The following is a 26,384-nucleotide window of genomic DNA, read 5'->3' as shown; positions in this document are numbered from 1 at the left end:
CGGTCGGTCCCGATCGCCGCGGGTTACGCTCGAGGTGCTCGCGCCGGCCCGAGTCGTCGTACTCCGGGTCACGTCGTCGCGGGTCCCTCCGGGTTCGACCGTGATCCGGACCCGCCTCCCCCATCGTCGTCGGGTCCTCCCCCGGCGTGGTCGTCGACGTCGGTCGTCGACGTCTCCGTCTCGTCGACGTCCCCCTCGAGGCGTCGTTCGGCCTCGTCTCGGTCCTCGGGGTAGCCGACGTCGATCCGCCAGCCGTCGAGGCCGATCGCGTCGATCGTTCGGCCCGACTGGATCAGCAGATCGATCGCGTCCGACAGCTCGTACTCGCCGCGGTCCGAGGGCTGCACGAGGTGGCACGCGTGGAAGATCGCCGGCGAGAACGTGTAGAACCCGGTCATGACCAGGTTAGAGGGCGGGTCGTCGGGCTTTTCGATCACGTCCGTGATCTCGCCGTACTGGTTCGTGTCACAGACGCCGTACCGGGAGGCCTCCTCGAAGGGCACCTCCTCGACGAGAAACGCGGCGTCGGCGCGATCCTCGCGCTGACGGCGGACGACGTCCTGGAGGTTCGCGTCGAAGACGTTGTCGCCGAGGATCAACATGAAGTCGTCGTCGACGTGTTCTTCGACGGTGAGTAAAGCGTGCGCGAGCCCGTTCGCTTCGCGCTGGTGGGCGTAGGTGATCGGAACGCCCTCGTAGACGTCCCCGTAGTGGTCGATGATGACCTCCTTTTTGTAGCCGACCACGACGACGAGCTCGTCCGCGCCCAACTCGATGAGCTGATCGAAACAGTGGGTGAGGATCGGATCGTCGGCGACCTCGACCATCCCCTTCGGTTTGTCGTCGGTCAGGGGTCGCAGACGCGTCCCCCTTCCCGCCGCGAGCACGACTGCCTTCATACGCCGTGGATCGGTCCATCGGGTTATATATTCGGGGATTCCGGGCCGTCGGCCGTCCACGGCGTCGAGCACGGCCATACGTCCGGGATCGAGTCCGGCGAGGATACAACACCTATTTGGTTCCGACGACACACCTGCAGGTAATGAACGGGAACCGGTTCGGTCGTCTCTTCCAGGTGACGACCTACGGCGAGAGCCACGGCGAGGCGATGGGCGTGACCGTCTCCGGCTGTCCCGCCGGCGTCGAGCTCGAGGAGTCGTCTATCCAACGCGATCTCGACCGGCGCAAGCCGGGCCAGTCGATGATCACGACCTCGCGGGGCGAGCCCGACGAGGTGACGATCAACTCGGGCGTCCAGGACGGCTACACCACGGGGACGCCGATCGGCATGGTGATCGAGAACAAGGACGCCCGGTCGGGCAAGTACGAGCCGTACGTCACCGCCCCGCGGCCCTCCCACGGCGATTACACCTACTCCGCGAAGTTCGGCACGCGAAACTGGGGCGGGGGCGGCCGCTCGTCCGCGCGCGAGACGGTGAACTGGGTGGCGGCCGGCGCGGTGGCCAAGGCCGTTCTCGACGCCTCCGACCACGACGTCGAGATCAAGGCGCACGTCAACCGGATCGGCGAGATCGAGGCGCCCGAGGTCTCCTTCGAGGAGATGCTCGAACACGCGGAGGAGAACGACGTGCGCTGTGGCCACCCCGAGACGGCCGAGCGCATGCAGGAGCTGATCGCCGACTACCAGGAGCGGGGCGACTCCATCGGCGGGTCGATCTACTTCGAGGCCCGCGGCGTTCCCCGGGGACTCGGCGCGCCGCGGTTCGACGGCGTCCCCTCGCGGCTGGGCCAGGCGATGATGTCGATCCCGGCGACCACCGCCTTCGAGTTCGGGCTCGGGACCGACGCGGTCGAGGTGGCCGGCTCGGACCGCAACGAGGACTGGGAGTTCGACGAGGGCGACCACCCGGAGACGGTGAGCGAGGCGGGCGATCCGGTGCCGGTCGGAAACGACCACGGCGGCCTCCAGGGCGGGATCACGACCGGCGAGCCGATCTACGGCGAGGTCACCTGGCACGCGCCGACGTCGATCCCGAAGAAGCAACACACCGCCGACTGGGAGACCGGCGAGCGAAAGGAGATACAGGTCGTCGGCCGCCACGATCCGGTCCTGCCGCCGCGGGCCGTCCCCGTCGTCGAGGCGATGCTGTACGTCACCGTCCTCGACTTCATGCTGCTCGGCGGTCGGATCAATCCCGACCGGGTCGACGACCGACCCGGCCAGTACGACACCGACTACCACCCGAGCAGTCCGGAAAACGAATAGGGGGCGTTCGTGCGCTCGACGTGATCGTTCGGTTCGAACGCGCTGCCCGCTCGTTCGACCGCTAATCCTCGGAAGCGTCGGAAGCGTCCGAGTCCCCGATCGCATCGCCGGCCGACCGGCTCCCGCCCTCATCGGCAGCGATGGGATCGCCGCCGTCGACATCCGGATCACCGCGATCGGCGTCCGGATCGCCGCCGTCGTCTTCAGCCACGGCAACGTCTCCTTCAACCACGTCGGGGTCGTCCCCATCGTCACCGTCCGCGTTTCGTCCCGCTTCGGCATCCGTCGCGCCGTCGCGAGCGGGCTTCGGATCGGCCGGCTCGAAGCCGGCCTCGTCGAAGTCGATCTCCGGAACCTCGACCGGTTCGCCGCGCTCCTCGAGTCGTGCTCTCGCGGCCGATCGATCGACCGTTCCGGAGACCGTCCGGGGGAGATCCGCCGCGTAGGCGATCGTGCGCGGCAGCTTGAACGCGGCGAGCTCCGATCTGGCGTGCTCGATCAGGTCCCGCTCGTCCATCGAGACCGGTTCGTCGGTCGGGTTCGATTCGTCCAGGGAGGGGCGGTCGTCACCTTCGTTTCCGGTGTCGCTTTCCGCCGGCAGCTCGTCCCCGTCGTGGGTCGGCTCGTCGGCGTCGTTGCGTCCGTCGTCCCGATCCGGCTCCGCTGGGCCGTTGTGGCCGTCATCCCGATTCGACCCCTCTGCGTCGTCGGATCCGTCGTTCGCGGGCACGATCAATGCGCCGACGCGTTCTCCCCAGGTTTCGTCGTCGATCCCGACGACCGCGACGTCCTCGACGTCGGGGTGTGATCGAAGGATCGCGGCGACCTCTCCGGGCTCCACGTTCTCCCCGCCGGTGATGATCCGGTCGTCGCGACGGTTGAGGACGTGGACGTACCCGTCGGCGTCGACGCGGCCCACGTCGCCGGTGTGGAGTCCGAAGGGGCCGAACGCGGCGTCGTTCGCCTCCGGCATATCGTGATAGCCGAGCGTGACCGTCGGTCCGGCGACGACGAACTCGCCGACCTCCCCGGTTTCTACGGGGTCGCCGTCGTCGTCCACGACGGTCAGATCGGTCCACATGAGCGGTCTCCCGACCGTACCCGGATGATCGAAGGCCTCCTCGGGCGTGGCGGTCGTGATCTGTGAGGCCGTCTCGGTCATGCCGTAGGTGGGATAGACGGGGATCGAGTAGTTCTCACAGCGCTCAACGAGCTGCTCGCTCGCCGGCGCACCACCGAGCAGGACCGCACGAATCGAGTCCGAAAGCGTCCCGCGGCTGTCGAGCATCCGGGTCAGCATCGTCGGGACGAGCGAGACGCCGGTGACGTCGTACCGGTCGACGTCGTCGGCCGCGCCGCCCGGATCGAACCCCTCGCGAAGGACGATCGTCGTGCCGTAGAGCACCGTTCGAAGGACCGGCGAGAGGCCGCCGGCGTGATGCAACGGCAGGGTGAGGAGCCAGCGATCGTCGCGTCGCACGCCGAGGCGAAACGCGGAGGCGACCGCCGAGAAGAACGCGTTTCCGGCCGTCACCTCGACGGGCTTGGGTCGACCGCCGGTTCCGGAGGTGAAGAGCAGACACAGCGTGTCCGCGAACGTCCAGGTCGGCTCCCCGATCGGGCCGGGGTCGGCGTCGTGGACCGCGTGGACGCCGTCGCGGTCCGGATCGTCGACCGAGAGGACGCGGACGTCGGCGTCCGAGAGCGCCTCGACCGCCGTCGCCTCCGTCTCCGCGCCACAGACCACGTCGTCCACGTCGGCCGCCTCGGCGCGGTCGGCGATCTCGCGCGGGGTGAGGTCGTGGCCGATCGGCACGAACGTGGCGCCGAGGCGCATCGCGGCGTGGATCAATCCGACGTAGCCGACCTGCGGGGCGAGGTGAATGCCGAGGGTGGTCCTCGAGTCGATCCCGAACGCGGCGAGGCGACCGGCGGTCCCGTCCACCAGCCGATCGAGGTCGTCGTAGGTCCACGACTCGCCGTCGGCCGCGCGCACGAGCGCCGTCGCGTTCGGCGTCGCGGCGACGCGGTGAGAGAGCCAGTCGCGCATGCGTCCGGGTATTGGAGGGGGGTCCCTACTGTCTTGTGATCGCCGTCGGGGCCGAGGAGGACGTCACTCCTCGTGGCGGACGGTGAGAACCGGCACGTCCGAGGTTCGGACGACGCGTTCCGTGACGGAGCCGAGCAGGTAGCGGTCGAGTCCCTGTCGGCCGTGGGTTCCCATCACGACCAGGTCGATCCCGTTGTCCTCGACGTACTCCCGGATCGTCCGATAGGCGGTCCCGTTGACGACGCTCGAGACGACCTCGACGCCCGCCTCCTCGGCGGCCTTCGAGACGCGTTCTATGGCCTCCTCGCCCTCCGACTCGAGGGCTTCGACGACGATCTCCGCTCCGGCCTCGAGCGTGGAGTACGCGGAGCCGTCGACGACGTAAAGCGCGTGAACGCGGGCGTCGTAACGGCTCGCGAGGTCGATCGCGTGTTCGATCGCGGCGTCGGCCGCCGGGCTTCCGTCGGTCGGCACGAGGATCTGATCGTACATCTCGGATGGGGGTACGAAGTCGACCGATTAAAACCCACTCCTCGCGAGCGCGAGTTCACTTCGGGGGTCACTCCGGAGTCGATCGGACGAGCCGCATCTCGCCGCGGGCTCGCAGCCGCCCGTCGACGTCGGCCCCCTCGTAAATGGAGAGGTCCCGTCCGGAGACGTCGCCGAGCACGCGGGCGCCGGGCTCGATCGTCACGGTCCCGTCGCTCGTGGTCACGTCGCCGTGGATCGTGGTTCCCTCGCCGACCGATACGTCGCCGCGGGCACGCAGGGACCCGAAGAGTTCGGTGTCGCGTCCCACCTCGATCGTTCGCGCGCGAACGTTCCCGTGGAGCCGGCAGTCGTCGCCGATCGTCGCGGGCGTCGAGACGCGCCAGGCGTCGTCGGAGACGTCCGCGCCCTCGGGGATCGAGAGCGGATCGCGGGCGTCCCCGCCCTCCGAGAGGGCCCTCGCCAGCTCGTCGGCCGCCTCGGTCTCGCCGGCCCGAAGCAGCTGTGAGAGGACGACGAAGTAGAAGACGATGGTCGGGACCGGGTTCCTGACCACGATCCAGCCGTTCGCCTCGAATCCCTCCTCGACGTCGACGTCGTCGCCGATGTCGAGGTCGCCGGAGACCATGAGCCGGCCGCCGACATGGACGCGTTCGCCGAGATAGGCGTCCTCGCCGACCAGCACGTTGCCGGCGACCTCACACCACGTGTCGAGACGGCAGTCGCCTTCCGCCTCGATGTCCCCGCCGACCCTGACGCGTTCCGCGGCGATCACGTTACGTCCCCGAACGCCGAACTCGACGTCGGCCTGTCCGCCGATGAGGACGTCCCCGTCGGTCACGAGGTCGTGCTCCTCGACGGTCGTGTCCGACGGGACGGAGAGTTCCTCGATCGGATCGCCACGAAGCGGCACGTCCGGTCACAGACCGCGAAACGGTATAAGTGAAACGGGGCGTCCGACGGACGGCGGACGGAGATCGGCGGGCGGCGGACGGACGACGGACCATCGTCGAGACGAACGGCCGACGACACACCGACGACGACACACGCCGCCGACGAACCGTAAGCGGGTTGCCTTCGGCTCCCGGCCTCCCTGCATGGTTCCACCGCTGGTGCTCGACATCGACGGGACGTTGACGACCCCCGAACATCGCGTCGACCGTCGGGTCTTCGAGATCCTCCCGAACTGGGAGGCGCCGGTCGTCCTCGCGACGGGGAAGGCCTTCCCCTATCCGGTCGCGCTCGCGCACTTTCTGGGGCGGTCCGAGACGGTCATCGCGGAGAACGGGGGCGTGGTTCACACGGAGGGAAACACGGAGTTCGCCGGCGATCCGGACGCCTGCTGGGACGTGATAGAGGAGTTCCTCGAACGCGGCGGCGACCTGGGATGGGGCGGACGGACGACGGTCAACCGCTGGCGCGAGACCGAGGTGGCCGTCTCGACGGACGCCGACGAGGAGCTGCTTCGCGAGATCGCCGCCGACCACGGACAGACGGTCGTCGACACCGGCTACGCCTACCACGTCAAATCCCCGGACGTCTCGAAGGGCGCGGCGCTCGAGATCCTCTGTGAGACGTGCGGGTACGATCCCGATCGGTTCGTCGCGATCGGCGACAGCGAGAACGACGCCTCGACCTTCCGGGTCGCCGGCGAGTCCTACGCGGTGGCGAACGCCGACCCGGCGGCCCGCGAGGCGGCCGATCACGTCCTCTCTGCGGGATACATGGACGGGACGGCGAGCGTGCTCGAGCGACTGCTCGTGGGGGACGGGAGAGATAACGCGGCCGGTGTGAACGAGCGGGACGGCTCCGACGATGCGGATGACGAGGACGTCGCGGACGAGTGAGCCGGCTCGCGACGGTGCGGTTCAGACGTCGGCGTCATCGAAGGGGACGAACTCCCCGTTGATGTCCCACTCGTGGATGCAGTAGACGTTTCCGGGCTCCTCCACGCGCCAGCTCTCGCGATCGGCGTCCCACCGCTCGCGGCGCCCGCAGTTCTCACAGGCTCGGTCGGTCGGGGTTCGAAGCGTCGAGTTCATACGTACGTGAGCGACCCGCAAGCAAAAAAATCCCTCTATCGGCGAGGCGTCGAAGGACGACCGCGAGAGCGGAATACGAAGGGACGTTCGCATCGGTGTTCGAGGGACGTTCGCCTCAGTACTCGATCGCACCCGAGTAGCGATCGAGGACCAGAACCACGACGGCGCCAACGACGGCGACTCCGAGGAACTCCGGAGCGGCCGCGTTCCAGCTTCCGCCGGTCGCCGCGAGCGTCCGATCGACCTCGACGACCGGCGCGCGGAGGGCGCCGACGATCAGGCTCACGAGGAAGGCGACCGTCGCGGCTCGCCGGTGCTCCAGCGCGCGTCGCACCGCGTGGGCGACCGTGAACAGGCCGACGACCCCGCCGGCGAGGAAGACGACCACGGGCGGCGCGGCCGCGATCGCGGGGTCCGGATCGCCGGCGGCGACCGCGGACACGATCCCGTCGATGAACGCCGAGAGGGCGTCGGTCATCCGCTCGTACTGGCCGAGGATCACGAGCAGGAGCGACCCGGAGATCCCCGGCAGCACCATCGCGCTCACGGCGATCGCACCGGCGACGAAGACGACGCCGAGACCGCCACCGAAGACGCTCTCGGCGTACCCGGAGGTGAGAAAGGCCGCGAGAAATCCGACGACGGCGGCGGCCTTTCTTCCGGACGTCGAGAGGTCGACCTCCGACCGGAGCACGACCGCCGAGGCGGCGATCAGCCCGAAGAAGAAGCCGAAGGTCGCGACGGGCGCCGCCTCGAGCAGGTGCTCGACGATCCGGAGGACGGTCACGATCGCGGTCGCGATGCCCGCACCCAACACACAGAGGAACGGGCCGTCAAGCTCGAGGAACGCCGCCCGCGCGTCGGGGAGGTTCGCGGGCTTCGCTCCCGCGAGGACCCGTCGGATCCGGTCGGGGTCGACGGCGGTGATCGCGGCGATGAGCCGCTCGTAGATCCCCGTGATCAACGCGATCGTGCCGCCGGAGACGCCGGGGACCGCGTCCGCACAGCCCATTGCGACCCCGCGGAGGTAGACGCCGAGCCACTCGCGCGCGTCGACCATCGAGGGTTAGACCGCCGCGATCGAAGCGTCAGCGGACCGGTGTGGGGAGCCGGCGATCGTGATCCGGTTCGTCGTGTCGTTGGTCCCGTCTGAACCCGATCCGTCGTCCGTTCCGTTGGTCCCGTCCGAACCCGACCCGTCGTCCGTCCCGTTCGTCACGTCGGTTTCGTTGGTGTCGGTCGCGTTCCCGTCGTCGCCGAGGAGCGATTCCTCCTGGAGTTCGACGGTGGAGACCGACTCGTTCTCGCCGACCACCTGTCCCTCGGTGACGTTCACGGTGCCCGTGCTGTAGGTGAGGCTGCCGTTGTCGGCGGTCGGCGCGGTGCCGATCGCGTAGGGGCCGGTCGCACGAACGCTGGTGTTGGTGTACCCGTTCTCGGGGCCGTACTCCGCGTAGCCGGTCGTCGAGTAGGGTACGTGGAAGGAGAACTCCCCGTTCTCGTCGGCGGTGGTGAACTGCCGGTAGGTGAACGTCTCGTTGGAGTCCGGGTAGGACATCTCGACGGCTGCCTCGACCTCCTGGCCGGGCTCCGCGCCCTCGCCCTCGATGGTCGCGCCGGGGACCTTCTCGAAGGTCTTCACCCAGTCGGCCGGGGTGTCACGAAGTCCGGCGTTGAAGTACTGTTCGGCGCTCGCGTCGCTCGCGTGCACCAGTCGGTAGTGCTCCAGCGCCTCGACGCGCTCGCTCGGGATGGATCCGATCCCGCCGATCTGGGCGGTCCCGCTCTGGTTCTCGACGTAGGCCTCGGCCTCGGCCATCGACCCGAAGCTGCGGGCGAACCGCTGGTCGCCCTCCGGAACCGTCCGGATGGTGGTCTGTGAGCCGTCCTGGGACTGCACCGGCGTCTCCTCCCAGTCGAGGACGACCGGCTCCGGATCCTTCGCGCTGCCGTGGTACTCGTAGAGCCTGACCATCAGGCTCTCGTAGTAGCGCTGCTCGCGCACCTGCGTGACGGGCGTGAACCCGCCCTGCTGGTTCGGCTGATAGACCAGCTTCAGGAAGTCCGTACGCGAGACGTTCCCGTCGTCGTAGAAGGTGACCGGCGCGCCGAACTTCGAGTTCGGGTGGACCATCTGCCAGTCGACCATCACGTACCGGGTGTTCTCGCCCTCCGTGCTCTGGTTCGCGAGGACGGCCTGCGCGCGTTCCTCGCTGGGCGCCAACAGGACGTTCGCGGCCTCGACGGCGTTCTGCTGGAAGGGGTTCGCGTTCGGTATTCGCTCCGCTCTGGTGGTTATCCAGTGGCCGTAGTCCCACCACGACTGGACGCCGTAGGCGCCCTCGGGGTACTCGAAGTCGCCGTCGGCGGGGCGCTCGTAGGCGCCGTTGTAGTCCATCGCGTTGTCGTGTCCTTCCAGTTCGCCGGGGTGGGGCGTCTCCTCGTTCATCCACTGGAGGCTGTCGTCCCACTCCACGACCGATCCGGGCTGGCTGTTCGCGCCCGCGGCCCACGCGGGGGTGACCATGAACAAAAGCGGGGCGACGAGCACCAACACGACCGCCGCGAGGGCCATGACCTGCCAGCCCTCGATCCCGCGTGCGGCCTCGACGGGCGACTTGCCGCGCAGATCGAGCGCGTCGAGCGCGAGCTGGAACGTGTAGCCGGCGCCGACGGCGACGACGACCGCGAGGTAGTAGTTGAACCGCTGTTGGGTGAACGCCATCGCGAGGATGAACAGCCCCCAGACGACGAGGTAGAGGTCCTCGGAGTCGTACCGCTGGAGGTAGGTCGCCCCGACGAGAAGCGCCGTCGCGATCGCGAGGCCGACGACCTGCCAGGTGAGGCCAACTGCCCCGCCGATCGCGTCGTACGCCTGCGGGACCGCGTAGACGGAGCCGATCAGGACGAATCCGGCGAGGACGTAGCCCGTCTCGCGGGGTTCGTCGCTGCGGGCGAGCGGCCGGACGATCACGTAGAGGAGCGCCACGAGCGCGAGGAAGAACGCGAGGCCGTACTGGCCGAGGACGAACTCCGCGAAGCCCTGCTGCATGAGCGGCGGCTGGGCCTCGCCGATCGTCCGCGTCTCGGCGCCCGTCGAGAAGCCGACCGTCCGGAGCAGGTTGTGCGAGATGGTTCCCCACGCGGACGGCAGCACGAGCGCGAAGGCGCCGACGGAGGCGGCGATGAGCCCGCCGACCGCCGCGGGATAGGCCCGGGCGTCGATCCCGCGCGCCTCCCACTGGCGGGCGAGGAACGCGAGGAGGACGCAGCCGGCGGCCGTGCCGAGCGGGAGCAGGACCTGCGTGAGCGAGTAGGCGGTGACGCCGAAGGAGAGGTCGTCGAGCGGGATGACCATCAACAGCCCGGCGACGGCCATCGAGACCGCGCCGGCGAACGCGACCGGTTCCGGGCTGTCGCCGTTGACGACGTCGCTCGTGATCTTGATCACGAGGAAGATCCCGGTGAAGCCGACCATCATCACGCCGGGCTGCCAGGTCGCCATGTAGAGCGCGAGCGCGACCCCGGCCGCGGCCGCGTAGCCGGCGGGCCGCTTCAGAGCTTCCCAGTCGGAGTCCGCGACGAGCTCCCAGACGGGCTTTTCGCGCTCGGCGACGCCGAAGGCCGCGAGGAAGGCGAGAACGGCGATGGAGGAGAAGAGGACCTCGCCCGCGTGGTGGTCCGGGAAGCCGACCATCGTCTGGCTGAGGAAGGTCCCGGGGATGAGCCCGAGGACGACGACGGCGACGACCGCGGAGAGCCGGTCGAGGAACCGACGCGCGATGAAGTAGGTCGGGATCGCGACCGCGGTCCCGACGATCGGGGCGGCCACGAGCATCGCGCGGATGATCCCCTCCTCGCCGCTCGGCGTAAAGGGCGTCGAGAGGACGACGAGGACCGCGAGAATGTGGTCCCAGAGGGTGCCGAAGTGGCCGACGTGGCTCCCGTACGGGAAGCCGGTCCACACCTCGTAGGGGATCGTCGAGGGCCAGTTCTCGAGGAGATAGGACGTCTCACGGAGGTGGTACCAGGGGTCGTTGCCGCGGAAGTAGGGCTCCCCGTCAACGATGAAGTTGTCGTACGCGCGGAGGCGCGAGTACAGCATCACCGCGAGGACCGCGACGATCGCGGGGACGTGGTACCATCGCTCGAGGAGGTCGAGGACGGACTCGCCCGGGCGGTCGTCTGGCTCGGTCTGGTCGCTCATTGTACGATTCGAGTTCCAAAATCCGCATAAGCCTTGTCATATCTCGATCCGACGGGCCGCGAACGTGCGTTAGTAATCCTTATTCGGCCGACCGCGCAACTGCGAGCCGAATGAAGGTCTCCGTCGTCGTCTGCACCTACACGATGGATCGCTACGAGGTCTTCACGGAGGCCGTAGAGAGCGTCCTCTCCCAGACGTACGAGCCGATCGAGGTCGTGCTCGTCGTCGACGGCAACGAGGAGGTGTACGACCGCGTCCGGGCGGACTTCGGCGGCGAGGAGAACGTAATCGTCCACAATAACGACGAGAACCGCGGCATCTCCTACAGCCGGACGAAGGGCGCCGAACTCGCGTCCGGGGAGATCGTCGCGTTCATCGACGACGACGGCGTGGCGGAAGAGGACTGGATCGAGAATCTGGTCGAGGTCTACGAGGAGACGGACGCGATCGCCGTCGGCGGCGACGTTCGACCGAACTGGATGGGCGAAAAGCCGGACTTCTTCCCCGAGGAGTTCTACTGGCTGGTGGGCTGTGTCGAACCCGGATTCGCTGAGGACGGCGAGGAGGTTCGAAACACGTACGGATCGAACATCTCGTACAAACGTGAGAAATTCCTCGCGGTCGGCGGGTACGATCCGAACACCGGCCGGAAGGGGGACAAACACCTGCAGGCACACGAGGCGCCCGTGGGGATCCGCCTGCTGGAGGAGTTCGGGAAGGGAATGGTGTTCGTCGAGGATGCCGTGGTCGAACACACCCTGTTCGAGTACCGCGGCGAATTCCCGTGGTTAGTGCAGCGATCGTTCTGGCAGGGCTACTCGAAGCGCGTGCTGGACCTGCTGTATCCGGATGCCCCCGACGACAAGGGTGACTACCTGCAGTGGCTGCTCACCGATCGCGTTCCGCGGCGGTTGGAGGGGCTCGTTCGATCGCCGTCCGTGGCAGCCGTCCTCCAGCTGGTAGCTATCGGCGTGTTTACCGGGGCCGTCGGGTTGGGATATTTATACGCGATCACAACGTCGGGAGTCGTGGAGAAGGCTAACGCGTAGGGGCCGGAATGTCGTCCCGCTTCTCGCCAAAGAGGAACTCGTAGTAGTAGCCGATCCCGCGGCACGCGAGCATCGCGATCGAGAGGAACAGAAAGGCGATGCGTGTACGTAGGGATTCGGAATCATCCACATTCTCGTTATCGCCCGAACCGCTCGGAGTCGGCGGGATACCGGGGCTTCCGTATCGCTCAGGGTAGTAGCGTTGTTTCTGACAGAACCCGCGGCCGACACGAACGTTCTTCTTTGCGAGTGATTCAAAGGACGTGCGAGCCGGATGGTAGACTGTCGCGTCCTCGGAGTACCCTTGGTCGTAGCCTGCCTCGTAGACTCGATCGCCGAACTCTCGATCGCCGCCGGAAATGAGTCTGGCGTCGAATAGGCCAACGTCCTCGAAGACTTCCCGGCGAACGAGGAGGGCACAGGTTGGGGCGTAATGTTCCTCTTCAAGATATTGTTTCACTGGGAAGCCAGTGTGTGTGTTGTACCTGCCAACAAGAGTGTCCTCGGAGAGCGTCAGTTCGACGTTGCAACCGAGATAGTCGACATCCTGCTCATCCATCACTTCCAGGGCTGTTTCGAGCCAGTCGTCATCAATGGTTTCGTCGGCATCAAGGAAGGCCACAACGTCGCCTTCTGCGTGTTGAATACCTTTGTTGCGGGCAGCGTAGGAGCCTTGGATATTGTCTTCGACAAGATGTTTTATGCTATTAAACTCGCTTGAAAGTGTTCGAATTACATCTGGAGTTTCGTCAGTTGACCCATTGTCGACAACATAGATCGTGGTTCCTACCATATCAATATCAAATATTAACTTTCTAACTGTTGTCTTGATTCCAGTAGGATCGTTGTACACAGGGATGATTACATCAAACATATTCGGAATCAATAATCCACCATTACGCATTAGATTTTTTATTTTTCTGGTTCTCCACTTTCCAGATCGAAATTTGGTATGTACCTTTCTCGTTTGTTCTATACGCGGATAGCGTATACACTAATTCTGTTCTGGCGGAATTATTGACTTTCCCGTAATCGTTGGAGTTCTCGCTTAATACAACATAGTCAATATGTTCTGTCTTGATCCGAGTAAGAAGATCAACATTCTTGGGTACCCCCAATAATTTGATACTACCATTTTCTGTATTGTAATCCCGAACTACTGATGCGTTCAGATAGCGGTAGTACTTCTCCGTGTACCTATCCCGTAAATACCACATCAGTTCGTGTCGACCATTCGCTACCACTACTATATCGCCCTCAGTTGAGGTCAGAAATCCTGCTATATCGTCGTATTGCGAATCCGCGGAAAGGGTTTGATCAACGAAAAGGAACGCGCTGGCTGGTGATATTGCTGCGACCAGTATCGCTACTGCAATTACCAGCTGAGGTACTCGATCAAACGGCAAGTCCTGTAAGATACGACAGCTGACCAAACTCGCGATAAGGACTGCTATCGGAAATATAGGAAGGGCGAAACGAGCGAATCCCTTTGGAAGTATGAGAGTGAAAATAAATATCGGCGGAAGAATCATAATTGCAGGTAACCACCACGGATCTAGACGCCAGCGTTCAGGGAGAATATAGGCTCCTATTGAAGCGATCACTCCAATTAATACAAACGGCCCACCATCAACAATCCACATAATAGTCGTGATTATCGAGGGGGAAGTACTCCCCTCGTGGCCTGCAAAGATATTAAAGTAAAACGATGAACCAAACGCGTAGGTCAATCCTCCGACGATTGGTAGGTCAAAAATGAAAGCGAGACCCATAGGTAATTCAACCCCACTGTAGTAATCTGGTGGAGTTGCAAGCATCAATGGAAGATAGACCAAAATAAATGAAATAGCCATAGAAATTCCAACTCTAATTAATGTATCTCCGATATTCCTGCTATTTTTACGCAAAAAAAGGTAGGATAGAGAAGGACCAAGAATATATATGAAACCATAGGACTTCGAAGCCGATGCTATGATAATTGAAAAACCAATAAGTACATCGCGCCACTTTGTCCCCGATACTTTCGCCTCTAATAGCGTAAGTCCACTAATTACGGTTACACCAGTGACGAGAGGGAGATCGAGCATTGCGGATGTTGCATGTGTTGCGAATAAAGGGATCGTGGAAAGTGAGATTACAGATAATATCCCTGCTTTCGGTCCTTGCAATTGTCTTGCTACGAAATAAAGTATAAAAAGGGATATAAGTGACATTAGAACAATGCCGGCTCTAGCACCAAATGATGTTGTTCCGAAAATCAACTGACTAATTCCAATTATGTACTTACCAAACGGCGCGAACATATGTACAATGTTCACGAAGGGATTTCCTGCAAGAATTGATGTGCCAGCCACAGCATATTGAGCTTCGTCTCCCCACAGAGCGCCTGTGCTAATGGACGAAGAGTACCATAGACAGATACCGGAAAGTAGAGGGATCATAAATAAATCCTCTAGTAAAAAAGCAGTTTTTAGACGTACTAAGATTGGTTCCCAAATTTGATTCCGGCTCATATAATCACTTTCCAGAACCCCCACTGTATAAACATTTATTAAGGGGCTTGGACGGTATTAGGAACGAGGCGGTTGAAGTTTCAAATCTCAGTACCTCACAAAGCATCGTCAACTAAACTGATCTGAGTCACCTGTTCCGGCGTAATGAGTTGTCGGTAGCGCTTAACCAAAGCTGATCGAACCCGGAGCCGTCGCTGTCGACGGCAGTCAGACGCCGACAGCGACAGCGTTGCCACTCACGAAACGGCGTACTCGGTCGGTGACCACCGGTAAAACCGGTCGTCTGTGGCTGAGTCGTGGGGACAGTCCGACGCACCACGAGGGCCGTCCACGCAGCCCGTCGAACCATATTGACGAATTCCTTATACGGCCACTACCAGAGGCGATGACCGCCTCGGCGGGGCGTCGCCACATATCGTAGTGGAGGTACCAACAGACGTTCTGTAACAGCAGACTCACCACGACGTACAGCATTCGTACCGTTGGATCTCGCGTTGTTGTCGTCGCCATTGCTTGCTGTAGTGGTATCGAGCGTCTCGCGGAGTCTCGATAACTGGCGCGTCAGCGGCGTAGCCGTGACGCGCCACGCCGTGGTCGTCATACTTCCCGTTCAGGTACGTACAGTCGAGTTTTCCCGTCAGATCATACTGAATGACGCGACTTTACCCTTCCGAGGGTTCTTGCTGAATCGTCTCAACCCACCGGATGATCGGAGTCACGTACGCGTAGTTATGCGCTTGAAGTAACGTGAAACACTTACTGTTGTAGAATCCGCGATCAAGATAGACGGCCTTGACCTCAGTGTCAAGGACGTCGAGCACTCCGGGGAACTCAGCGAGGACACTGCCGGCGGTATCGCCGTCTTCGAGACGGTGTACCGACAGCGTGTAGGGTTTGTTCTTCACACGCGCGTAGAGTGTCGCATAGGCGTGGAACGCGGTAGTTCCACGCTTTGCCACCGAGTGGATGAGTCCATTCGTGTCATCTTCATCACCGTAGTGGGGTCGCAGGGGAGGTCTGCACAGACCTCCACCTGCTCGGGAAGTAGTTCATCGAGATCCTTCCGAAGAAGCATGTTAGCAACTCGCTCGAGCCGTTCCGGCTCGAACTTCGTCCGCAGATGATAGAGGATCGTGTCGGCAGCGGGGCCGTTCTGACTCGACGCACAGAGCGTAGAGACAGAGGTTCTGTCGGCCCAAGCGCCGACGAAATACTCGTAGATGGCCTCAGTAGTGATTTGAGCATTGTTCGCTAAGGAGATCGGGACTCCCTCGTCAAGCTGGTTAACGAGAAATTCAAGAATCTGGTCTTCATAAATCTTACTGTCTGCTTGCTTGTTGGAGTGCACATCCTCACCAAGCAGACGTTCTAACTAACGAGCCTTGTGAAGTACTGAAATTTACTATATACTAATTGGAAAGGAATTGTTTCCATCGACCAAACTGCTGGAATAGTTTGAGTGTGTAATTAAACAAGTAGAAGCCGATCGATTCAATGAGAGAAGTGGTGTAACTGTTGCTCGTTAGTCGCGACTTCAATCGTTTTGGACTCGGTGGAGCATATGAGAGAGGCGAGAAGAGGCTCGGAAACGAATAACGGTCAGGGTATCGATTTCGGAGCTGTTCCATCCCAATTCCGATTCGGATCGCCTTCTGAATTTGTTCCCAGATTGTTGTTCGAGGAGGATGATAAACCTCGCAATCACTCACGGCTAGGTCGTAGCCCTTGTTATAAACCCGGTTCCCCAATTCCCGATCCTCACCAGACGTCAATTCCGGATCAAAATGATCGACCTCTCTAATTAATTCTCGAGTTAGTAATAATGCTGCAGTCGGAGCGAAATTGTAGTCCTCAACGTAGTGCTGTACCGGGATTGAAAGTGCTTGATCATAGCGTTCAACAAACCTTTCTCCGCCCTCATCTAAAGAGATCTTGACTTGACAAGCAAGATACTCAGCATCATTTTTCCGAAGATCGGTAACTGCACATTTCAACCAGTTCGGCTCCAACCAGATATCTGCGTCAACAAAGGCGATGATATCACCCCTTGTTTCAGCAATTCCTTCGTTCCTCGCCTTTGCCCGGCCAGTCTCAACAACTTTGACGATATGAACTATATCGGGGTATTTGGTCTTGAACTCTTCAGCTACCTCAAGAGTCTCTCCCGAAGTTGGAGTGATCGCTACAATTATTTCAAAATCGTTGTATGACTGGTCAATAGCACTTTTTAAAGTGGTTCGGAGACCCTCCGGATCCGAATAGGCTGGGATAACAATCGACACGAACTGATTAGAACATTCTTCACAACCAGTCATAGTTAGTGATTCACGGAAGGTCCATATCTGGGAGATCAGTGAGCACTGAAACTAGCGCAATCCGGGTGTTCTCGTCAACTCCTTCAATATCAAGAATATCAAAGACCGTGTCAGTTTCTAGACAGAGGTCGGACACTATTCGCTCCCGATGTTCCTCAATTGAAGTCCCCTCAAAGCGGTGCAGAATCTTCGCTATACTAATACCCTGTACTAAGCTTCCGTGTTTCGTATCGATACCCCTAATAAGGTCGTTCTCGTTGTCGCGAACAAAGTCAAGGGCTCGTGATAGTTTCTCACACCTCCAGAACTCGTGATTCGGAAAGATAGGTTTCAGCTTCGAAAGTGCATTTAGGTTCACCGTCTGATACCCTCGTTCTTTCTTCCGACGTTCATCAGAATACGAATAGTAGTGAAACGCGATCTCGTTGATGAGCATATCGTATCGACGCCGTGGCGCACAACTAATTGAACAGATTGTATCGATAAAACGGGGCCGAACGTAATGCTTTATGAGACCATTGGAGTGAAGCCGCATATTGGTTGAGAGATGATCTAAGAAATTCCCGATGCGTTCCTCAATAATGTTGACGGTGGGCGCGATCTCGGCGGCTGCCGCGGAGAATATAATCTGGTGGTTCAGCGTCCGATCGAACGACAGAGTACTCCCATCGGTTTCCACTCTCTCCCACAAGCCCAACTCTTCGCTGAATGGGTGTAATCGAAACACCTCTTCGGCTGTTTCCCTAGCATCTGATCGCTCAAAGACCTCACTCGTTCGTGCTAGCGCACGGATCGGCGCTGCTTGTCCTACCAGCCCGTTGCACTTGTCCTTCGATTCGACGTTCCGACAGTGGTATGTGAATCCTGATGGACGCACGTCGTCGGATAGAAGATAATCTATAGCGCTATTTGCTGCGTCTTCAAACACTGTCTCTCTGGATATTTTGTACGCCTTCGTTAGAACCAGCAACCAGTGGGAGGTTGTTCGCACCGGCGTTTCCGGCTCGTCGTAGGTGTAGTTCCGCCCTGGCGGGAATGACCCGTCATCACGTTGTAAATCCAGCCCATCCCTCGCACTTCGTTCAATAATATCATGTAACGTGACAATTCCGCTGTTCGATTCCATCTTTTTTCTCTCTAAGAAGGGGTACTAGTAAAAGTCTCTTGAAGAGATAGAGATGAAGTATTCTCCCGAATACGTGAGTATCTATCAGAACTAGGGTCCATAGATTCTACTTGCATCCACGTACGTAATTCGATGATTTCATACATATCCAAGGTCTTGGATTTTGGTTTTATTGTCTTCAACGTTCATATGATTTGTCGTCGGTTCGAACGCTTTCTTATCTACAGCATCGCTTTCCACCCAGGGAACCTTCTTCACGCACGGCAACAGCATCCCCTCGGGGTGTCCGTGAATCGTGTATTCGCCGAAAGGGTTACCGTGGTCTGCGGTGATGATGACGTCGGCGGCGTCGACGTTCTCCAAGAGTAGTTTAGTTTGGAGCATTGAGCCAGGAATCAAATGCTTGAAGCCAATTTTCGGCGGTTTGAGGCTCAACATGGCTGAAACAGTTTGGGAAGGACGACGTTCGGCGTTTGAGTTCTCGAAAGATTCGTTCGCTGGCATTCCGATTTCCATGGCGTTCTGTCTGAAATCAGAGCCCAGCTCTGGCAAGCGCAGTTTGGAGGTGTTGGGCGCCATCGGCGAGGAATACGGCGGATTCAATCTCGTGTTTCTGGCGAAGTTCTCGAAGAAAGATCTCGGTTACTGCGGTTGTTGTCGTGGAAAATAATCGGAAATGCAGCAGATCGTTCGTCTCAGGATCAGCTGCAGCGTACAGCCAGAATTGCTGATCATTGAGTCGAATCACGGTCTCGTCAATCGCAACGTGATTCGGGCTTCGACCGTCTGTGGGCTGTAGATCGGCCTTCTGTATCCAATCGTGGATTGCCTTGCGCGTCCGCCGACACCCTGATCCTCAAGAAGAGAGACGGTATTCGACAGCGAGAGCCCCGCTAACTGCAGTTGAATACCGATCTTCATCGCACGCTCGGGTGTCCGCTGTCGCTCCACAAAATCCAACTCAATCCAGTCCGTGCATCCGCTGAGGCGGGCGATTTCTGCCATAGACCAGCAAGAAATCACTCCCCTTCACTTCCGTAACTAAACACGACCGCACACGGACCCTACAAGGCGCCCGCGGAATATCAAACTGTCAATCCAACTGATATCCTACCAACTAATTGATAATATCCGATGAGGACCAAAAAGTCACCAGCGAGGACGTAATGTCAGCGTACGATGACTGTGTTCGATATTTATCTGATATCTACAGACAACAGCATGAGTTACTGACTGAGGATTTCGAGTGCGTTATAATACTAGCCGATCACTGGAAAGCATTCGGCGAGTACGGTATGTGGGGTCATACTGGTCTCGGTCCCGAAGTTACGAAGATCTCCCTCTCAATTCATACACCAAACGGAAGTAGTGAAATCGAAGCAACAGAACAACCAGTGAATCACACGACGTCTTTCATATATTATCTGTTCAATACTGTTCCACATCTATTACATTATGGGTGTTACCGTGAGTAATCCTGAAACTTTCTAAAGCTACAGACACCTCAACGATATCCGAGATCACGGAGATGTTCTTCGATATCAACACTAACTTCTTGATCCATCTCTAAATCTGGTTTCTGTGTTTGAAGATCTTCCGCCGTTGTTTCGACCCACGGGACTTTCTTCACGATCGGGTGTGGGAACCCTTCGGGATGACCATAGGCGTACATCTCCCCGAACGCCTCCCCGTGATCTGCAGTAATGGCAACCCGATCCGCATCCAGATTTTCGAGGAGAACTTCGACTTCGTCCAGTGCGAGTCTGAGAGTGTCCTTGTACAACTCGTATACGGCTTCTCGGGAGGCTTCACCCGATTCCAGTTTTTCGTACCCTTCCTGCTCGAACTCAGTCGGCGGTCGACCCTCCGGAAGCGACTGACCGATATACGGGAGGTGGGGCTGCATGTAGTGGACGATCATCCGATCGTCATCTCTCGCTCGCCCGGCATCGATCGCGTAATCAGTCATCGTACTCGGGAGAACAACGCGGTATGTTTCGTTATTGTAGTTCTCCCACACCGTATCGATGGATGCGAACGCATCGATATCGACGGTATCCCACTTGGAGAACTCGATCGGCGTCGTGTTGTGCATCGCCATCGGAGGCATTCTCCGCTCTTCGAGAACTCGAGTGGCGTGTGCATTTCCCGTAATGTACTGGGTTTGTTCGATCTCTGCCCGATACTCTTCGGAAAACGTCTGTGCGATCCACTCCGCGGAATGGCTTCCGATAGACCACACCTCATATACGCTCTCGATGAATTCGTATTCGTCTGAAACTTCTCGGAGAGTGTCTACTCGGCATGCATCAAGTACGATGAGTACGTCCCAGTCCCGCTCGTAGACGTTCGTTCCGATCGGGAATCGTGAAGTTATACCGAACCAGATTGCCAGATACCACGTAAAGACAACATATAGAGGCGCCCGAGTCGGAGTTTCGTGGAATCGCTCGCGCATCTCCGCGAGCCACGTCCGAATATTCGTCTCCATGTAGCTGTCGTAGGAAGGGCAGTAGTGATGAAACGACCGGTCTACTTCGGCGCGAAAAACGGAATCGGGAACGGCATGTTCTCACGCACCGTCGTTCGGAACTCCTGTGAGAGACCGAACAGCGCCACGAAGTAGACGCCTGCCCCGACTCCGACGAGAACGACGACGATCGGCAACGACTCACCGATCACGGCTCGTCCAAAGAAAACGATCCCGGCCATGGTCCCGGCAGCCAGACACTGCTTTCCGATCTCGGCGATTGGAACGACGACGTCGACGACGTGGTTTGCGTAGTAGTAGCCGAGAAGTAGCCCAATGCCGGCAGACGCGGTCGTCGCCGCCGCGGCACCGTACCAGCCGAACTGCCACGTGAGTAGAACGTTCAACACGAGATTTACTACAACGAAGACGGCGTTGATCCGAAAGGTCAGATCCGGCCGATCGATCGCGTCGATCGTGGTCAGGAACTGGCCCATGTATCCGTAGAGCAATCGCGCAAAGGTGAGAATTAGCAGGATATAGTATCCGGTTTCGAATCCGGATCCATAGACCGTCAGGACGACGTCCCCGACGATCGCCGCGCCGACGAGTCCCGGAATGATGAACAGACCGGCGTACGCGAGGCTCACACGCAGCAAACCGGCTATCTCACCGTCCGAACTTCCCTCCGAAGAGAGCTTGCTCATCTCCGGGAAGAGCGTCTGTCTGATCGAATTGCCGAAGATCGCGAACAGCGATGCGAGGTTCCAGGCCACCTCGTAGACCGCGATGAGGCTATTCGAGACGAACACCGCAAGGATGATCGTATCCATCGACATGAACGTCCGTCCCTTGATCGACCCGAGCCACGAGAACTGGGCGTACGATCTGAGTCGGAAGAAATCCCGACGCGACGGCTTCCTCCTCGGAATCTCCACGAAGTATGCGCCGATCGCGATCGCGACGATGGCACCCACGACGTATCCGGCGAACGCCCCGGCGATCCCGAACCCCGACAACACGAGAACGACCTGCACGATGCTTCGACTCGTCCACTCGACCGGAGAGAGGACGCTCGAAACGTGGACGAGAAGCTGTCCGTCAAGTATGGCACGGACGAAACCGATCCCGAGGCGGACGGAAAGCATCAGAATGAGGATCCACGTCGCCTCTATCTCCATGAACTCGTTCAGGTACGGTCGCGCGATCCAGAGGCAGACGGCCACGACCGCGAACAGCCCGAACTGCGCGAGAACGCCGGTGACGACGTAGTTCCCCTCGTCAGATTCGCTCACTCGTTTTCGGATCGCCTGCGGAAGCCCGAGCTCACCGGCGATCGCGACCCACGCCAGAACCGACAGGACGACGACGTAGGTCCCATATCGTTCCTGTCCGAGCGTCCGCGTGAGGGCGATCGTCGCGACGAAGCCCGAGACGGACATCACCACCCGCGACAGGAAGTTGATCATCGAGGTCCGACCGTATCTCATAGTTAGGGATCGCGATTACGGTCGAATTTCGACTGCCGACGTATCAATACCGTGCTTCTTCGATCGAGAGGGCGCCGTACGTCGCTCGACGGCCTAGCCTACATGTACCCCAGATCCCGCAGGCGCTCCATCAGGTCCTCTTTGTCCTGCGCCCGACCGGCACGCTCGGTCGTGTTTTCGAGGTCCTGCAGCCAGGCGGGTTCGGCGGTGGTCTTCTCGGTGGAGACCTCGCTGCCGAGCGACCGGAAGCCGGCGAAGTACTTCGGCGAGATCGGCACGTCGTCCTGGCTCACGCCCTCCGGGAGGTCCTCGGCCGACTCCGGCACGTAGCCGTCGTCGGGGAAGGCCGCGACGGTGTCGGGCACGACGTAGTACCAGAAGGCGTCCCAGACGTCGGCCTCTGCGAACTGGAGGATGGGCTGGATGCGGTCGTGGGGCGGGTAGATGTCGGGGTCGTGGCGCGGCGAGAAGAACGTCTCGTCGGCGCGCGCCTCCTGTTCGTCCCAGCGGACGCCGGAGATGACGCCGTCGATGCCGTGTTCCTCCAGGGCGTTGTTGAGCGCGACCGTCTTCAGCAGGTGGTTGCCGACGTAGGTGTCGAGCAGGAACGGGAAGGTGTCCTCCTGGTACTCGAGGATGTCGCGAACGTGATGCTGGTTCGGCTCGGAGAGCGCCTCGACGGGGACGTCGTCGCCGGGTTCGAGCCCGTGTTCGTCGACGTAGGCGCCGACGTCCTCGTTGCGGGCGTAGACGACGTCGATGTCCCACTCGTCGGCCCACCGCTCGACGAAGTCGGTGATCTCGTCGAAGTGCTGGTAGTGGTCGATGAAGACGGCGGTCGGCTTCTCGTAGCCGAACTGGTCGGCGACCTCGTTGATGAAGTAGAGCGTGAGCGTGGAGTCCTTCCCGCCGGTCCACATGACCGCGGGGTTGTCGTACTGTTCGAGCCCCCGCCGGGTCACCTCGATCGCCTTTTCGATCTTGTGTTGCAGCGACGGGTAGTCGTCGGGCGACTCGCCCTCGCCGTCGTCGTAGTCGACGTCGACGTACTCCGGGAACGCGCTCGACATACCGGATAGGTGCGAACGGGCACGTATGAGGCTTTCTACCTGATTCCCGCGGTCCGATATCCCAGACCATTTATACCGCGCTCGACGTCTGCCGGTATTTCGATCGCCCGAATACGGGCGCATTCTCGCCGGTTTGGGTCCGTTTCCGCCACGCTGGGGCATCGTGTCTGTTCAGTTCCGTCTCGATCCTAATACCGGCCGGCGAGAGCGTGATCGACGCGACCGCGGTCGGGGCAGTATTCGTCGGACATCCGAAGGGCTAACCGCGGCGAACACCGGATCCGGAACATGGGTCTGTTCGACAAGCTGCGCGGTGGCTCCGATGACCGGGTCGTCTTCTTGGGGATCGACGGCGTTCCCCACGACCTGGTCGAGGAGCATCCTGACGTCTTCGAGAACCTGCACGCGATCGCCGAGGAGGGAGCCGGCGGCCGGATCGAGAGCATCGTCCCGCCGGAATCGAGCGCGTGTTGGCCGGGACTCACCACCGGCCAGAATCCCGGAAAGACCGGCGTATACGGGTTTCAAGACCGCGAGAGCGACTCCTACGAGACGTACGTCCCGATGGGGAGCCACGTTCGAGCGACCAGGCTCTGGGACCTCGTCACCGAGGACGGCCGCGACGCGACCGTCCTCAACGTTCCCGTCACGTTCCCGCCCTCGAGCCGGATCCAGCGACAGGTCTCCGGATTCCTCTCGCCGTCGGTCGAGAAGGCCTCGAGCGACGACGAGGTGCGCCGGACGCTCGAGCGGTACGACTACGCGATCGACGCCGACGCGAAGCTCGGCCACGACGACGATAAGACCGACTTCATCGAGAACGCACACGATACCCTCGACGCGCGCACGGACGTCTTCCGTCACTACGTCGACGAGGACGACTGGGACCTGTTCTTCGGCGTGTACATGACCTCCGACCGCGTCAACCACTTCCTGTTCGGCGACTACGCGACGGACGGCGAGTACGCCGAGGAGTTCCTCGAGTTCTACCGCGAGCTCGACGCCGCGATCGGCGAGATCCGCGAGCGCCTGGACGACGACACCGAACTCGTGGTCGCCTCCGATCACGGCTTTACGCACCTCGAGTACGAGGTCGACCTCAACCGCTGGCTCGAGGAGGCGGGCTGGTTGACCTACGACGCGGCGGAATCGGGCGATGGCGGTGAGGACGGCGTCGCCGCCGCGGCCGACGACGACGGGAGTGACGACGACGCCCCCGACTCCCTCGAGGACATCGCCGACGACGCCCGGGCCTACTCGCTCATCCCCGGTCGTCTCTACCTCAACCTCGAGGGGCGCGAGCCCCGCGGCGGCGTCCCGGAGGACGACTACGAGTCGGTCCGCGAGGAGCTGATCGCCGACCTCGAGAGGCTCGAGGGCCCCGACGGCCGCTCCGTCTGCAAGCGGATCGTGAAGGGCGAGGACGCCTTCGCGGGCGACCACACGGAGATCGCTCCCGACCTCGTGGTCATCCCCGCCGACGGATTCGACCTGAAGGCCGGATTCGGCAGCGACAAGGACGTCTTCTCGGAGGGACCCCGAAACGGGATGCACAAGTTCGAGAACGCGTGTCTCTACACGACCGACTCCGACGTCGAGATCGGGGACGACGTGAACCTCTTCGACATCGCCCCGACGATCCTCGACCAGCTCGACGTCGATGCCGACCGGTCCGCGTTCGACGGCGACTCGCTCGTCGCCTCCGAGTGAAGACGACGGTGGGCGGACATCGAGCGCTCAACGAGCCGGTTTTCGACGCTTGACCGTCTACCAGGTGAGGCCCTCGTAGACGAGTCCCTCGCGGCGTTCGACGATCCGTCGACCGTCGATCACCACGGGCTCGGCCATCGCGTCGAACTCGGCGTCGAGCGCCGCGAACTCGTCCCAATCGGTCACGACGACCGCGGCCGCGGCTCCCTCGAGCGCCTCGGCGGCATCCGCGGCGTACTCGAGGTCGGGAAAGTGCTCGCGCATGGTCTCCGTCGCGACCGGGTCGTACCCGACGACATCGGCGCCGCGCTCGCGCAACCCCTCGATGACGGGGATCGCCCGGGAGTTGCGGACGTCGTCGGTGCCGGGCTTGAACGCGAGCCCGAGCACCGCGACGCGCTCGCCGTCGACGTCGACGTGTTCCTCGAGTAGCTCGAGCAGCCGCTCGGGTTGGCGGTCGTTGACCTCGACCGCGGCCTCGAGCAGCGCCGGATCGTAGCCCGCCTCGCGGGCCGCGGCGCGGATCGCATCGACGTCCTTGGGGAAGCAACTGCCACCCCATCCGACCCCCGATCGGAGGAAGCGTTCGGAGATGCGGTCGTCGAGTCCGATCGCGTCCATCACCTCGTAGGCGTCGAGGCCGAACTCCTTGCAGACGTTCCCGAGGTCGTTGACGAGGGAGATCTTCGCGGCGAGAAACGCGTTATTCGCGTACTTGATCATCATCGCGCTCTCCGGATCGGTTCGAACGACGGGGGCGTCGGTCTCCGCGATGAGGGGTTCATAGAGCTCCTCGAGGCGCTCGAGCGCCCGATCGGTCTCCGTGCCGAGGACGAGCTTGTCCGGATCGCGGAAGTCGGCGACGGCGGTCCCCTCCCGGAGGAACTCCGGGTTGGTCGCGAGCTCGACGCCCCACCGCGAGAGTACGTCCGCGCTCGAGTCGACTGCGTCCGTGTTCGCGTCCTCATCCGTGCCCGCACCCGTATCCAGATCCGTATCCGAATTCGCGTCCGCGTCCGGGCGCTCCCCGTCGAGACCTCTCGCGAGCGCCTCCCGAAGCTCCGCGAGCGCGGGGGGCGCGACCGTGCTCTTCACCACGACGAGGTGGCGATCCGGGCCGGAAGCTCCGTTCGTGGCGTCGCCGGACGTCTCACCTTCGGCGTCCGCAATCGCCCCGTCGTTGGCGTCGGCGATCGCCTCGCCGGTCATCTCCGTCGCGGCGGCGAGCGCCGTGAGATCGAGCGAGCCGTCCGGGTTCGACGGCGTGCCGATGGCCAGGACGGTGAGATCGGAGTCGGGTATCGCGGCGTAGGAGGTCGTGGCTGTCAGGCGGTCGCCGGCGTGTTCGGCGACGAGTTCGTCGAGGCCGGGCTCGTGGATGGGCGCCGAGCCGGCGTTCAGCCTCTCCACGATCGCCTCGTCGATGTCGATCGCCGTGACCCGGTGGCCCATGTCGGCCAGCGAGGCCGAAAGCGTCGTGCCGACGTAGCCGCTGCCGACGACGGTGACGTGCATACCGATTCTGGCGACCGTCGGCTCAAGAGTCTTCCGTCGGGAGGCTTCGTCGTGAGGGGTCGCGCCGGGAGGAGTCCGGAATCGTCCGACACAAGGGATTTGTAGGCTGCT

The 26,384-nt window shown here is 61.4% G+C and carries 19 protein-coding genes and 3 pseudogenes; 4 read left to right on the top strand and 18 right to left on the bottom strand.

Annotated features, from left to right (window positions below; translation table 11 throughout):
- Positions 1-68 precede the first annotated feature (68 nt).
- Positions 69-899: a UTP--glucose-1-phosphate uridylyltransferase AglF gene (aglF, locus tag ACZ5YD_RS14495; RefSeq protein WP_379740720.1), complete on the bottom strand. Its 831-nt coding sequence runs from the start codon at positions 897-899 to the stop codon at positions 69-71.
- A 143-nt stretch (positions 900-1,042) separates the two neighbouring features.
- Between aglF and aroC the strand changes: the two genes are divergently transcribed.
- The gene (gene aroC / locus ACZ5YD_RS14490) at positions 1,043-2,227 is read left to right on the top strand and encodes a chorismate synthase (protein ID WP_379740723.1); all 1,185 of its coding nucleotides are present in this window, start codon (positions 1,043-1,045) and stop codon (positions 2,225-2,227) included.
- A gap of 61 nt (positions 2,228-2,288) precedes the next feature.
- Here aroC and ACZ5YD_RS14485 read toward each other — a convergent pair whose 3' ends face one another.
- From ACZ5YD_RS14485 to ACZ5YD_RS14475, 3 genes and pseudogenes are all read right to left on the bottom strand, one after another.
- Positions 2,289-4,277, bottom strand: coding sequence for a class I adenylate-forming enzyme family protein (locus ACZ5YD_RS14485; RefSeq protein ID WP_379740726.1), 1,989 nt, complete (start codon positions 4,275-4,277; stop codon positions 2,289-2,291).
- A 63-nt stretch (positions 4,278-4,340) separates the two neighbouring features.
- Complete coding sequence (locus ACZ5YD_RS14480) at positions 4,341-4,769, bottom strand: universal stress protein (RefSeq protein WP_379740729.1); 429 nt, start codon at positions 4,767-4,769, stop codon at positions 4,341-4,343.
- A gap of 76 nt (positions 4,770-4,845) precedes the next feature.
- Positions 4,846-5,679: pseudogene (locus ACZ5YD_RS14475) on the bottom strand (polymer-forming cytoskeletal protein); the annotation flags it as partial.
- A 184-nt stretch (positions 5,680-5,863) separates the two neighbouring features.
- On the opposite strand from ACZ5YD_RS14475, the gene ACZ5YD_RS14470 reads away from it, so the two are divergent.
- On the top strand, positions 5,864-6,613 hold the full coding sequence (locus ACZ5YD_RS14470; protein ID WP_379740732.1) for a phosphoglycolate phosphatase: 750 nt from the start codon (positions 5,864-5,866) through the stop codon (positions 6,611-6,613).
- Between the two features lie 21 nt (positions 6,614-6,634).
- Here ACZ5YD_RS14470 and ACZ5YD_RS14465 read toward each other — a convergent pair whose 3' ends face one another.
- The 3 genes from ACZ5YD_RS14465 to ACZ5YD_RS14455 all read right to left on the bottom strand — a co-directional run bounded on the left by ACZ5YD_RS14465 (position 6,635) and on the right by ACZ5YD_RS14455 (position 11,015).
- Entirely contained in the window at positions 6,635-6,808 is a 174-nt protein-coding gene (locus ACZ5YD_RS14465) for an HEWD family protein (protein WP_379740735.1), read from the bottom strand.
- Between the two features lie 115 nt (positions 6,809-6,923).
- On the bottom strand, positions 6,924-7,868 hold the full coding sequence (locus tag ACZ5YD_RS14460; RefSeq protein WP_379740738.1) for a DUF368 domain-containing protein: 945 nt from the start codon (positions 7,866-7,868) through the stop codon (positions 6,924-6,926).
- Positions 7,869-7,874: 6 nt separating this feature from the next.
- Positions 7,875-11,015 (bottom strand): oligosaccharyl transferase, archaeosortase A system-associated, encoded by a 3,141-nt coding sequence (locus ACZ5YD_RS14455; RefSeq protein ID WP_379740741.1) that lies wholly within the window; start codon positions 11,013-11,015, stop codon positions 7,875-7,877.
- A gap of 110 nt (positions 11,016-11,125) precedes the next feature.
- On the opposite strand from ACZ5YD_RS14455, the gene aglG reads away from it, so the two are divergent.
- On the top strand, positions 11,126-12,064 hold the full coding sequence (aglG, locus tag ACZ5YD_RS14450) for a glucosyl-dolichyl phosphate glucuronosyltransferase (protein ID WP_379740745.1): 939 nt from the start codon (positions 11,126-11,128) through the stop codon (positions 12,062-12,064).
- Here aglG and ACZ5YD_RS14445 read toward each other — a convergent pair.
- The 10 genes and pseudogenes from ACZ5YD_RS14445 to ACZ5YD_RS14400 all read right to left on the bottom strand — a co-directional run bounded on the left by ACZ5YD_RS14445 (position 12,054) and on the right by ACZ5YD_RS14400 (position 23,048).
- Positions 12,054-12,938, bottom strand: a complete 885-nt coding sequence (locus tag ACZ5YD_RS14445; protein ID WP_379740748.1) for a glycosyltransferase family 2 protein — start codon at positions 12,936-12,938, stop codon at positions 12,054-12,056. The genes aglG and ACZ5YD_RS14445 overlap by 11 nt on opposite strands.
- Before the next feature lie 22 nt (positions 12,939-12,960).
- Complete coding sequence (locus tag ACZ5YD_RS14440; RefSeq protein ID WP_379740751.1) at positions 12,961-14,577, bottom strand: ArnT family glycosyltransferase; 1,617 nt, start codon at positions 14,575-14,577, stop codon at positions 12,961-12,963.
- Between the two features lie 236 nt (positions 14,578-14,813).
- A pseudogene (locus ACZ5YD_RS14435) lies at positions 14,814-15,925 on the bottom strand (ISH3 family transposase).
- A gap of 61 nt (positions 15,926-15,986) precedes the next feature.
- Entirely contained in the window at positions 15,987-16,892 is a 906-nt protein-coding gene (locus ACZ5YD_RS14430; RefSeq protein WP_379740754.1) for a glycosyltransferase family 2 protein, read from the bottom strand.
- A gap of 10 nt (positions 16,893-16,902) precedes the next feature.
- Positions 16,903-18,018 carry a hypothetical protein gene (locus tag ACZ5YD_RS14425; RefSeq protein WP_379740756.1) on the bottom strand — a complete coding sequence of 372 codons (1,116 nt, stop codon included), beginning with the start codon at positions 18,016-18,018 and terminating at the stop codon, positions 16,903-16,905.
- A 138-nt stretch (positions 18,019-18,156) separates the two neighbouring features.
- The gene (locus ACZ5YD_RS14420) at positions 18,157-18,402 is read right to left on the bottom strand and encodes a hypothetical protein (protein WP_379740759.1); all 246 of its coding nucleotides are present in this window, start codon (positions 18,400-18,402) and stop codon (positions 18,157-18,159) included.
- Positions 18,389-19,023: pseudogene (locus ACZ5YD_RS14415) on the bottom strand (IS6 family transposase). Before ACZ5YD_RS14415 ends, ACZ5YD_RS14420 begins: the two are co-directional and overlap by 14 nt.
- Positions 19,024-19,522: 499 nt before the next feature.
- Positions 19,523-20,509 (bottom strand): hypothetical protein, encoded by a 987-nt coding sequence (locus ACZ5YD_RS14410; RefSeq protein WP_379740762.1) that lies wholly within the window; start codon positions 20,507-20,509, stop codon positions 19,523-19,525.
- A 41-nt stretch (positions 20,510-20,550) separates the two neighbouring features.
- Positions 20,551-21,957: an oligosaccharide flippase family protein gene (locus ACZ5YD_RS14405; protein ID WP_379740765.1), complete on the bottom strand. Its 1,407-nt coding sequence runs from the start codon at positions 21,955-21,957 to the stop codon at positions 20,551-20,553.
- 119 nt (positions 21,958-22,076) lie between these two features.
- A complete protein-coding gene (locus ACZ5YD_RS14400; RefSeq protein WP_379740768.1) occupies positions 22,077-23,048 on the bottom strand; it encodes a phosphoadenosine phosphosulfate reductase family protein in 972 nt (323 codons plus the stop codon).
- Between the two features lie 288 nt (positions 23,049-23,336).
- Between ACZ5YD_RS14400 and ACZ5YD_RS14395 the strand changes: the two genes are divergently transcribed.
- Entirely contained in the window at positions 23,337-24,758 is a 1,422-nt protein-coding gene (locus ACZ5YD_RS14395; RefSeq protein WP_379740771.1) for an alkaline phosphatase family protein, read from the top strand.
- Between the two features lie 57 nt (positions 24,759-24,815).
- Here ACZ5YD_RS14395 and ACZ5YD_RS14390 read toward each other — a convergent pair whose 3' ends face one another.
- A complete protein-coding gene (locus tag ACZ5YD_RS14390; protein WP_379740774.1) occupies positions 24,816-26,273 on the bottom strand; it encodes a nucleotide sugar dehydrogenase in 1,458 nt (485 codons plus the stop codon).
- Between the last annotated feature and the right edge of the window lie 111 nt (positions 26,274-26,384).

The sequence above is a fragment of the Halopenitus salinus genome, assembly GCF_055397165.1.
The sequence above is the reverse complement of the archived record's forward strand: the minus strand, read 5'-3'. Positions and strand labels throughout refer to the sequence as shown.